This window comes from Paenibacillus sp. SYP-B3998, from assembly GCF_010820665.1.
Lineage (GTDB): Bacteria > Bacillota > Bacilli > Paenibacillales > NBRC-103111 > Paenibacillus_E.
Map to the genome: position 1 here is coordinate 793267 of NZ_JAAIKC010000001.1, position 11723 is coordinate 804989.

The window sequence follows — 11723 nt, forward strand, 5'->3', positions numbered from 1 at the left end:
TTTAAGGAGGTACACTAAGCTCATCCAATTAAATAAACCAATCAGGAGGAACTAACAATGTTACATAATAAAAAGGTAGTTATTATCGGTGGAAGTTCAGGAATTGGCTTTGCAACAGCTCAACAAGCTTTAGCACAAGGTGCAGAAGTGATTATTGCCAGCCGTTCGGAGGAAAAGCTGCGGAAAGCGAAGGAAGAGTTAGGGGCGAAAGCAGCATCCTATGTATTGGATACAACCCAAGAGCAGGAAGTAAAGGCTTTTTTCGAGACCGTGGGTTCCTTTGATCACTTGGTTGTAAGTGCAGCAGAAACTAGCGGAGGGCCTTTCCTTGAAACAGAAACAGCGAAAGCTCGGCAGTTATTTGAAAATAAATTTTGGGGCCAGTATTATGCGACAAAATATGGGACGCCCCACATCTCCAAAAACGGCTCGATCACTTTATTCTCTGGGGTAGTGGCTTATAAATCGATGATTGGCTCGTCTACGCTGGGAGCTGTCAATGCGGCAGTTTCGAATTTGGGCCAAACGCTGGCATTGGAGCTTGCGCCAATTCGAGTCAACGTTGTTTCGCCAGGTATTATTAACACACCTTCTCGCAGCAAAATGCCAGAAGAAGCTCGTAATCAATTTTATGACGCGATTGCGAATAAATTACCAGTCAAACGTGTAGGTAGAGCGGAAGATGTTGCGCAAAGCGTTCTGTACCTCATCCAAAATGGCTTCGTCACCGGGACCGTTTTGCATGTTGAAGGGGGACATATTCTAGCTTAAAGCCCACTGGGTTGTATGTAAAAGGAAGAAGCCGAACATCCTCCCAGAGGAGCGTTTATCGGCTTCTTTATTTGTTCGAGTGTAACTTAGAAGGCTTGCAGCCAAGAAATAAGGGCTCCACCTGCTGCTGAGACGAGTACGATGATCCATGGGGGAAGCTTCCAAAGCATCAATAGACCAAAGGCTGCTAAGGCAAGACAAAAATCATAAACCGTATGAATCGTACTTGTCCAAACCGGATGAAACAAAGCGGCGATTAAAATGCCGACAACCGCTGCATGAATGCCCTTTAGTGCGGCTTGGAAATGGGGTCGACGACGAATAGCGCCCCATAACGGCAATGTTCCTGCAACAAGGAGATAGGAAGGCAGAAACATAGCGATTACAGCGATGAGAGCGCCTAACCATCCATTCATGATAGTCCCTAAGTAAGCTGAGAAGGTAAACAAAGGTCCGGGCACGGCTTGGGCTGCGCCATAGCCAGCCAGGAACTGAGTGTCTGTGACCCACCCCATCGGAACCACTTCCGCTTGCAACATAGGCAGAACAACATGACCCCCGCCAAAAACAAGCGATCCTACGCGGAAGAAGCTGTCGAACATCGCAAGCCAAGTCGCTGGGAACTGGTGTCTGAGAAGCGGCAGGCCAATTAAAAGTGCGAAAAAGATAACCCACGAAATAATGGCTATTCGTTTGCTTAGGTAACTGCGATGGTCAGGCGTTTGCGTATCCTCTGATCTTCGAAAGTAGAAACGACCGAATAATGCTGCCGCAGCAATAACAATCAGTTGGCTAAACGCTGAGGGCACGACCAACACGATGATGGTTGTGACGAGCGCAATACTTCCGCGCGCACGATCAGGAATAAACGAACGCGCCATTCCCCACACCGCTTGAGCTACAACGGCTACGGAAACGATCATTAAACCATGAAGCCAGCCCGCTTGCGTGACATCGTAATTGCGAATGACATACGCGAAAATGAGCAATGCCAGCGCCGATGGCAGCGTAAACCCCAGCCATGAAGCAACGCCTCCAAGCAAACCAGCGCGCATCATGCCAATTGAGATGCCTACTTGGCTGCTTGCGGGCCCAGGAATAAACTGACAGAGCGCTACTAAATCAGCATAGCTAGCTTCATCCAACCATTTCCTTCGATTTACATACTCTTCACGGAAATAGCCTAAATGTGCGATAGGCCCGCCAAAAGAGGTGAGTCCGAGCCTTAACGATACAGCAAACACTTCCCATAAAGAACCTTTGCCTGCTTCAGCCTGTGCAGTCATCCATTGCTCCCTCATCTTTCGTTTCATTAAGAATACTATATCATTTTTTTCTCTGTATTTTTTTTGCTTTTTTTAGATTTAACCGTTGACAGATTCATGTCCAACTTACTATAATCTAAATACAAGTAAATATATCGGAATTATTGGAATCGGATATCGACCAGACAACTGGAGATGCAGCATCCTTAAATGGGATGCTTGCGTCTCTTTTTTTATCTCAAAGTTGTAGGAGGAGTGAAAATGAGAATTGAATGGACATTTTCGATGAACGAACCTTGGATCATAGATCGTGTGCTGGACTTTGTTACCATCGCAAATCAATATACATGCAATATTTATGTGGGCAAAAATGGTAAAATGCTGAACGCCAAAGGGCTGCTTGGCATTGTATCGTTAAGCTTGTCACTGGGCACGAATGAAACCATTGTCCTTGTGCTTGATGGCGCTGATGCAGAGCAAGCTTTTGAACAGGTCGCTGTTTATTTGCAAAATGCTGATTGGACGGTACAGGCGCTTTACCCGCAAAGCTCTTAACTAAGTGTAAGCTGGAAAGGAAGTAGCTGGCATGAACATTGAAAATATGGAGGCCTTTGTCTATGTTATTCATTTTAACAGTTTCAACAAGGCTGCTGACGCCCTATTCCTATCTCAGCCTTCCGTAACGGCGCGCATTCAATCGCTAGAGCGTGAGTTGAACACACTTCTTTTCGAGCGAGAAGGCAGGAACTTTACCTTAACGGAAAAAGGGAAGCAATTTCTTCCTTATGCACAGCAAATTCTGCAAACCTACAAAAAAGGGAAGCAGCAGCTGCAAAATTTATCGACAGCTCCTAACGAGCTGCGAATCGGTTGTACCGTTTCCGTTTCTAATTATGTCATTCCTGAAATTTTACCGCTCATAAAAAAAAAGTACCGCCACCTGCAAATCAAATTGAATACGGCTCCTACTGAGACGATTCTAGAGAAGCTGCTTAATAAAGAAGTAGACGTTGGCTTTGTCCGCAATGTTACGCATCCCCATGTAGACAGTACAGGGTATTATGAAGATCCCATTCGTCTTTTCGTGCATCACCGTCATCCTTTTACCGAAAGAGCGAACATTTCAATCGAAGAGGTAAGCCGGGAATCGCTTGTTTTTTTTGAATGCGGATCACTCGATTGGATGAAAATACATCGTTTGTTTGCGACGCTGGATCATCCGCCCCAGATCGAATATCAGATCGATAATTTGGAAACGGCCAAGAAGCTTGTCACCAAAGGCATGGGTATTTCTTTTCTCCCTGAACTCTGTGTACGCAAAGAAGTGAAAGAAGGACTGCTCGTACCGATTCATATTCCTGCTTTGAACGGTCTCTCTTTGCGAACAAATCTGATTAGCCTCAAAGAAGCAGATACGAATTTTTCGCATATTTTTCTAGAGGCTGCCAAAGAAATTGAGCTGCGAACAAGCGCTTCATAGAAAGATTCTATTGAACGATAGAAGATCTTGATTTGAAATTGACCAGCCTTTGAGCCGGTGATACATTAAATTGAACATTAAATCCGATTAAAACAATTGGAATTATTTTAATTATAGAAGACGCGGGAGGAAACATTGTGGGAATCCAATTAAGCTTGCTAGATCAGAGCCTCATACATGATCAGGCAACGGCAGTAGAGGCTTTCCAACAAACGTTGGAATTAGCTCAGCATGCAGAAGCGCTAGGATATCGCCGATTTTGGGTGTCCGAACATCATGATTCTGATGGTGTTGTGGGATCGTCACCAGAAGTGTTAATTGCGTATTTGCTAGCAAAAACGGAGCGTATTCGCATTGGTTCCGGCGGCGTTATGCTCCAACATTACAGTCCGTACAAAGTAGCTGAGAACTTCAATGTGCTGGCTGCTTTAGCTCCCGGACGAGTCGATCTTGGCATTGGCAGAGCACCAGGCGGTCTGCCTCGATCAACAAAAGCACTTCAACAGGATACTGTCGGAACTAGTATGCCCTTGGCCGACAAACTAGTCTTATTGGATCGCTATATTCATAACACATTGGATGCTGAACATGAGCTTTATGGGATCAAGGCCGTCCCTGTGCCCGAAGTACCGGCTCACTTGTTTTTGCTTGGTGGCGGGGGAGCGAGTACAGAGTTAGCTGGGAGTTTAGGAATCCCTTATGTTTTCGCACAATTCATTAATGGCGATGAATCTCTTATCCAGCAAGCGTTCGCCTCCTATCGTCAACACTTCAAGTCTGTTAATGATTCAAAGCCGCAAGCAGTTCTTGCCGTTTCCGTCATCTTAACGGATTCGGATGATGAAGCCCAATCGCTTGCTGCTGAAATCAAAAACGTCAAAGTGCATCTGGAAAGCGGCCGCACGCTTACCGTGATAACCGTTGAACAAGCGGAAGAGTTCGGCAAACAATCCAATGAGAAATATACCGTGGAAGTCAAAGAAGCAAGCGTTATTCATGGTTCCAAGAACAAAGTAAGAGCCAAGCTTTTAGAGCTTCAAAAGGCTTATCAATTAGATGAAATCATTATCACAGTCGCGATGAAAGAGTTCAACCAGCGGTTGCGCGCCATCGTTCTTTTGCAGGAAGCATTTTCAGAGTTGACCGTGTAGACGGGCCCAACCCACCGTATACTAATGAGTTTGATGATCGTTTTACTAATTGCTCAACTCGAAGGAGGAACTACAATGTCCAAACAAAAGCAATTGAAGCTTGGGGCCATCATTCAAGGAGTCGGTGGGAATATGTCTGCCTGGAGGCACCCAGAGGCTGTCGTTGATGCCAGTGTAAATTTCCAATATTACAAGCAGCAAGCTCAAAAAGCGGAAACAGGTAAATTCGATTTACTGTTTATTGCCGATGGTTTATTCATTAATGAGAAGTCGATACCTCATTTCCTGAATCGCTTCGAGCCCATCACGATCCTGTCCGCGCTAGCAGCTGTGACTTCCCAAATTGGGCTGGTCGGGACACTGTCTACTTCCTACAGCGAGCCTTTCACAGTGGCAAGACAATTCGCTTCGCTCGATCATATAAGCGGTGGCAGAGCGGGATGGAACGTTGTAACGTCACCGCTTGAAGGCTCGGCGCTAAACTATAACAAAAAGCTCGAAGAACATCCTTCCCATCCTAAGCGGTACCGCATTGCTTCCGAGTATTTGCAAGTAACGAAAGGATTGTGGGATTCCTGGGAAGATGATGCATTTGTGCGTGATAAACAATCAGGCGTATTTTTTGATCCAGATAAATTGCATCGTTTAGATCACAAAGGTGAGTTTTTCTCTGTACAAGGGCCGCTAAATATCGGTAGATCCAAGCAAGGACAGCCAGTCGTTTTTCAAGCGGGCTCCTCGGAGGACGGCAGGAATTTGGCGGCCAAAGAGGCGGACGCGATTTTCACGGGTCATCCTACCGTGGAAGACGCTCAGCGTTTTTATGCAGATGTGAAAAGTCGGGCAGTCGGTTTTGGCCGCAAAGCGGAGGATATCGTGATTCTTCCAGGGATCGGTCCGATTATCGGGCAAACAGAAGAGGACGCTGAATGCAAATATCAGCAAGCAGCCAGTCTGGTTACAGTGAAGGAAGCGCTCGACTATTTAGGTCGTTATTTTGATCATCATGATTTTGGGCAATACGAATTAGATGCACCATTTCCTGAATTAGGAGACTTGGGTCAGAACAGCTTCCGCAGCACGACGGATCGTCTTAAGCAAAATGCGAAGGATAAAGGTTTGACGCTGCGTCAAGTTGCTCTACAAGCGGCAACACCGCGCCCGCTCTTTATCGGTACACCGATTCAAATCGCGGATCGCATTCAGCAATGGTTCGAAGCTGGTGCGGCTGATGGATTTATCGTCGGCTCAGGCGTGCCAAACGGGTTGAATGATTTTGTAGATCTCGTCGTTCCGATTCTACAGGAGCGGGGCATTTATCGGAAAGAATACGAAGCAGATACGCTACGTGGCAATTTAGGTCTGTCTGTGCCAACTAACCGATATGTGAAAGAAAAAGTAACAAATTCATAATTTAAATCCGAGTTAAACGATAAGTTATGTATGGAAAACGATCTAGGCGCTTATGAAATAAACGGGGGAATGCACAGATGAGAAGAAAAAAAGATTTGCTGAAATATCATGCGCTAGCTTGGGCGCTTGTTCTCACATTAACAGGATGCAGTTCAGCCAATAGCGACACGTCGCAGACTTCAAAAACGGCCCAGGAAGCGAAGCTGCCTGCGGCTGTCGGAGGCGACCTCAGCTATGGCTTGGCAACCTCGCCAGATACGTTAGACCCTCATCGCAGCGGGCTAGCCGTAGCGGTAAGGGTCATTAGAACGATTTATGATAGCTTGGTTACTCAGCTGCCGGATGGCTCTATTAAACCTTGGCTCGCTGCCGAATGGAGCGTATCCCCGGATGGATTAAGTTACACCTTTAAGCTTCGTAAAGATGTTAAATTTCAGGATGGAACCCCGTTCAATGCGGAAGCTGTTAAATTCAACTATGATCGAATTCTCGATCCAACGACGAAAGCGGCTAACTCAGCGGCATTTCTGAAACCCTACAAATCTGCTGAAGTTATTGATGAATACACGGTAAAGCTTAACCTTGAAACGCCTTCCCGCGCCTTCCTAGGTAACTTAAGTCAAGCGCTGCTTGGTATCGTGTCTCCGGCAGCAGCCCAAAAGGATGGCGATCAGTTTGGCAAACATCCTGTTGGAACAGGCCCATTTTCCTTCGTGAAATGGGAGGAAAATGCAGCTATTCAAGTGAAGCGCAACCCGGATTACAATTGGGCACCGGAGATTGTTGAGAATAAAGGGAAATCATATTTGGATCAAATCACGTTCAAAATTATACCAGAAGAAGCGACTCGGATCGGCAGTGTGCAGAGCAAGCAAGTGTTGGCGGTTGAGACCGTCCCTCCACAAAATGTGGTTTCGCTCAAAAGCGATCCTAATGTGCAAGTGCTGCAAGTGAATACGGTTGGATTGCCGTATACACTATTCTTTAATCACAGACGGCCCCCATGGAATGATGTGAAAGCTCGACAAGCCGTGCAAGCAACGATTGACGTCGATGCGATTGTCAAAACCTTATATCTAGGCACTTATCCTCGGGCATGGTCGCCCTTATCCCCTGGAATTTTTGGGTATGATTCCACGTTGGAAAATGGCATTAAGCCTGACACGGCCAAAGCGAATAAGCTGTTGGATGAGCTAGGCTGGGTCAAAGGAGCTGACGGAATTCGGGAGAAGGAAGGTAAAAAGCTGACGCTTCATTATGTAGATGGCACACCGAATCGTGAAAAGCGCAACGATATCGCGGTCATCGTGCAGCAGCAATTGAAGCAAGTGGGCATTGCGGTAGAGGTAGAAATTACAAAGGATACCGCAAACGTCATTTATACGAAGGGAACCTATGATCTGTACGGGAACAGCCAAGTGAACTCAGACCCAACGGCGCTGTACTCGTTCTATCATACGAGTGACCCGAAAGGGCGTCCGAGTATCCCTGGCCTGTCTGATCCGCAACTTGATAAATGGCTGGAGCAAGGTCTTGTCGAAAACGATGATAAGAAGCGCGCCGAAATTTATAAGCAAGTTCAGCATACGATTATCGATCATGCGTCCATTATTCCTGTTTACGTGTTTCCTTACACGGTAGCGGCTTTGAAAATGGTCAAAGGGTTGAAATTCGACAACCTTGGCTATCCACTCTTTAATGATACTTATCTTCAAAAATAAGCCTGCAAGGAGCTAACGCATATGGCTAGGACAATAACGGAGCGGCTCCTGGTTTCTTTACTGGTCATACTTGGCTCCCTCATTCTGGTGTTTTGTATCCTTTATGTACTCCCCGGAGATCCTGTACTCTCGTTGATCGACCCGACTACGATGTCCCCGGAAGCTATCGAGAATTTAAGGCAGCAATTAGGGCTCAATGATCCTTTCTACGTACAATTTGGTCGTTATTTCGTCTCTGTTCTTCAAGGAGACTTTGGGAAGTCATTGGTGAACAGCAATCCTGTTTTGCAGAAAATTGTGGAGCACTTCCCGGCGACGCTGGCGCTGACCTTCGCTAGCTCAGTCCTATCCATCATCGTAGGTGTTTCATTGGGTGTGCTCTCCGCAATTCATAGAAATCGTTGGATAGACGTCGTAGCTCGAATCGTTGGCTTGTTCGGCATTTCGATGCCAACCTTTTGGTCCGGCATTCTGCTCATTCTCATTTTTTCAGTGAATTTGGGCTGGTTTCCAGCACTAGGGTCAGATGGCTTCGCAACGCTCGTTCTTCCTGCGCTGGCACTGGGCTTCGTTGGTGCAGGCTTCATTGTACGCATGGTACGGAACAGCATGCTTGAGGTTATTCATGAGCATTTCATTGTTACCTTACGTGCGAAGGGATTATCGGAACGCATAGTTATGTATCGGCATGCTTTGCGCAATGCGCTCATTCCGGCAGTTACGATTATTGGGATTCATATCGGTGATCTAATGGCAGGTACCGTTATTATCGAAACCGTATTTTCTAGGCAAGGGATAGGCAGAGTACTTGCAGATGCCATTATGGCCAAAGACTTGCCGGTCGTTCAAGGAGTCGTTTTTTTCTCAGCGATCGTCTATGTGATTGTCAATCTGCTTGTGGATATCTCTTATACGTTTATTGATCCAAGGGTACGCAGAATGCAGTAGAAAGCGGTAGCTAAGAGGGGAGAATTCAGCGATGAAGGAAGCCATATCTGCAAAGGCAATTTGGCAAGAAGAAAGACTGCGTATACCGACTGCTCGTGTGACAAGGAACATCAATGTGACTGAAATATTCGTATATGCCGCAGCAGTAGTCACGTTATTTATTGTAGGCTGCGCGGTTGTACCTCAGTGGATTGCGCCATACTCGCCTACGGTAATGTTAACGGATTCTATTCTTAGTCCGCCGAGTCTAGCGCACTTGTTTGGAACGGATTATTTCGGACGGGATGTATTCAGTGTTGTTGTATATGGGAGTCGCGATTCGTTGTACATCGGCTTCGCTTCCGTGCTGGCCGGGGGATTGATCGGTGGTGCAATTGGAGCGGTTTCGGGGTATGTAGGCGGCATCGTGGATACGATATGTATGCGATTCATTGATGTATGGATGACGATACCTGGCATTTTATTAGCATTAGCTATCGCTGCCTCATTAGGTCCTCATTTATATAACATCATCTTTGCAGTAGCTGCTGCTGCCATTCCCCAATATGCGCGAGTCATGCGCGGACAAATAATAAGCATCAAGAGCCGATCGTTCGTAACCGCGTCCCGTTCGATTGGGGCCTCTAATATCCGTATTTTTTTCAGTCATGTGTTGTCGAACGCTTGGTCTCCGATGCTGGTTATGGCAACGATAGGATTGGGATCGTCCATTTTGGTGGGATCTGGTTTGAGCTTTCTAGGGCTAGGCGTTCTCAAAGAAATACCGGATTGGGGAACACTGTTATCGCAAGGAAGAGGTTATTTAACGGTGGGGTGGTGGATTTGCACCTTTCCAGGTCTGGCCATCACGCTGTTTGTGCTCTCCGTCAATTTAATCGGCGATAAACTGCGAGACAGCTTAGATCCCAAGCAAAGATGAGCTAAGCAGGGAGGGTTGACACATGGCGAATCGATTGCTTGATATTGGAAATCTAAGCGTTGAGTTTGCTACAAAGAGAGGCCCGCTTACCGCAATTAGTGATGTTACTCTTCATATCGAAGCTGGCGAAACTATTTGTTTAGTGGGAGAGTCAGGGAGCGGGAAATCGGTCACCTCTAAGTCTGTGATGAGACTGCTGGATTATGAGAATGGATTCATATCCGGGGGGCACATTGTACTTGATGGCGTAGATTTGACGACCTTGTCACAGAAGGAGCTCCGTGCCTGGCGCGGGAAGAAGATGGCGATGGTATTCCAGGAGCCTATGGCTGCTTTTGATCCTGTGTTCACGATTGGCAGCCAAATTGTTGAAGTCATCCTTCAGCATGAGCAAGGCAGTAAAAGCCAGGCGTGGCAACGCGCCGTTCATCTGCTGCGGCGCGTGGGCATTCCCGAGCCGGAAATCCGGCTGAAGCAGTACCCAGGCGAGCTGTCCGGCGGCATGCTCCAGCGGGCGATGATTGCGATGGCGCTTGCCTGCGGCCCGCAGCTTCTGATCGCAGATGAGCCGACCACGGCCTTGGATGTAACCATCCAAGCTCAGATTTTGCATCTGCTTCAGGAGCTTAAAGCTGAATTCAACATGTCTATCCTGCTTATCACACATGACATGGGGATTGCCGCCGAGATGGCGGATCGAATTGTTGTCATGTACGCAGGGCAGATCGTTGAACAAGCTACGGTTCAACAGTTGTTTGATAAGCCACATCATCCTTATACGCGGGGCTTGCTTCGCTCCATAACCACGATGGACAGTGATCGCAGCACACGATTATTTTCCATCGAGGGTTCCATTCCTAGCCTGTCGGATTTGCCGGACGGCTGCCGTTTTCATCCTCGCTGCCCGCATGCCACAGAGCGGTGCCGCAAAGACAGCCCTCCACTTCAGGGAGTGAACGGGCGTCAAACGGCTTGTTGGTACGCGGAGGAGCTCGCGGAAATGGCAGACTGGAAACAGCAAAGTGCTCCTGCTGTAAGGATTGCAGGAAGCAGCAACGAGCCAAAGCCTGAAACGGTGGAGCGAACCAAGCTTTTTGAGGTAATTGGGATCAGTAAATATTACCCAGTCGGGAAGGGGTTGCTTAATCGCACGAAATCACCGATTCGCGCTGTAGATGATGTCTCTTTTACGATTGAGAAGGGTGAAACGTTTGGCTTGGTCGGCGAATCTGGGAGCGGCAAGTCCACATTGGGTAGAGTACTGCTGCAGTTGGAGAAGGCAACGAGCGGACAGGTTTTGTTTGAGGGTCGTGACTTAGCCAAGCTTAACGTAAAGGGTCTTCAAGAAGCTCGTAAGGATATGCAAATGATTTTCCAAGATCCCTATAATTCAGTAAATCCTCGCTGGCGTGTAGGCAACATCATTGGTGAACCGCTGGATGTTCATGAATCGCTAACCTCTGGGGAAAAGCGGCAAAGAGTTGAGCATTTACTGGAATTAGTCGGTTTAAGCCGTTCCGTGTATGACCGATTTCCTCATGAATTTTCAGGGGGACAGCGGCAGCGCATCGGTATAGCGCGAGCTATTGCCCTGAATCCGCAATTTATTTTGGCAGATGAAGCCGTGTCTGCACTGGACGTGTCTGTGCAAGCACAGATTGTTAATCTGATGCAGGATTTGCAGAAAAAACTGGGGTTAACGTATTTATTTATCGCGCATGGCTTGAACATTGTGCGCCATTTATCCGATCGAATCGGTGTGATGTATTTGGGGAAGCTGGTGGAGATCGCGTCTAGTGAGGAGCTGTTCCAACACCCTGCTCATCATTATACGAAGGGGCTGCTATCGTCTATTCCTTCTACAGATCCCACTAGAAAAAGAGAATGGTTCGCCATTGAGGGGGAGATCCCATCCCCAGCGAATCCGCCTAACGGCTGTCGGTTTCATACGCGTTGCCGAGCGGCAACCGCAAGGTGCAAGCAAGAGGAGCCAAAGCTGCTCCAAGTCAGGCAAGGACATTGGACGGCGTGCCACTATCCCATATAAAGGAGTTA

At 47.3% G+C, this 11723-nt stretch carries 10 protein-coding genes; 9 read left to right on the forward strand and 1 reads right to left on the reverse strand.

Annotation, left to right across the window (positions count from 1 at the left end):
• Positions 1–57: 57 nt before the first annotated feature.
• Positions 58–771, forward strand: a complete 714-nt coding sequence (locus tag GK047_RS03445; protein ID WP_163941171.1) for an SDR family oxidoreductase — start codon at positions 58–60, stop codon at positions 769–771.
• Between the two features lie 86 nt (positions 772–857).
• Here the strand turns inward: GK047_RS03445 and GK047_RS03450 are convergent, their stop codons facing one another.
• On the reverse strand, positions 858–2084 hold the full coding sequence (locus GK047_RS03450; RefSeq protein ID WP_240343748.1) for a chromate transporter: 1227 nt from the start codon (positions 2082–2084) through the stop codon (positions 858–860).
• 213 nt (positions 2085–2297) lie between these two features.
• Here GK047_RS03450 and GK047_RS03455 point away from each other — a divergent pair, with 213 nt between their 5' ends.
• The 8 genes from GK047_RS03455 (at position 2298) to GK047_RS03490 (ending at position 11715) form a co-directional block, all read left to right on the forward strand.
• A complete protein-coding gene (locus GK047_RS03455) occupies positions 2298–2591 on the forward strand; it encodes an HPr family phosphocarrier protein (RefSeq protein ID WP_163941174.1) in 294 nt (97 codons plus the stop codon).
• A 31-nt stretch (positions 2592–2622) separates the two neighbouring features.
• Positions 2623–3516, forward strand: coding sequence for a LysR family transcriptional regulator (locus GK047_RS03460; protein ID WP_163941177.1), 894 nt, complete (start codon positions 2623–2625; stop codon positions 3514–3516).
• Positions 3517–3653: 137 nt separating this feature from the next.
• Positions 3654–4667, forward strand: coding sequence for an MsnO8 family LLM class oxidoreductase (locus GK047_RS03465; RefSeq protein ID WP_163941180.1), 1014 nt, complete (start codon positions 3654–3656; stop codon positions 4665–4667).
• Between the two features lie 75 nt (positions 4668–4742).
• Positions 4743–6080 (forward strand): LLM class flavin-dependent oxidoreductase, encoded by a 1338-nt coding sequence (locus tag GK047_RS03470; RefSeq protein WP_163941183.1) that lies wholly within the window; start codon positions 4743–4745, stop codon positions 6078–6080.
• 77 nt (positions 6081–6157) lie between these two features.
• A complete protein-coding gene (locus tag GK047_RS03475) occupies positions 6158–7801 on the forward strand; it encodes an ABC transporter substrate-binding protein (RefSeq protein WP_163941185.1) in 1644 nt (547 codons plus the stop codon).
• A gap of 21 nt (positions 7802–7822) precedes the next feature.
• Positions 7823–8749: an ABC transporter permease gene (locus GK047_RS03480; protein ID WP_163941188.1), complete on the forward strand. Its 927-nt coding sequence runs from the start codon at positions 7823–7825 to the stop codon at positions 8747–8749.
• Positions 8750–8780: 31 nt separating this feature from the next.
• On the forward strand, positions 8781–9668 hold the full coding sequence (locus tag GK047_RS03485; protein ID WP_163941192.1) for an ABC transporter permease: 888 nt from the start codon (positions 8781–8783) through the stop codon (positions 9666–9668).
• A gap of 22 nt (positions 9669–9690) precedes the next feature.
• Positions 9691–11715, forward strand: coding sequence for an ABC transporter ATP-binding protein (locus tag GK047_RS03490; RefSeq protein ID WP_163941196.1), 2025 nt, complete (start codon positions 9691–9693; stop codon positions 11713–11715).
• The last annotated feature ends 8 nt before the right edge of the window (positions 11716–11723 follow it).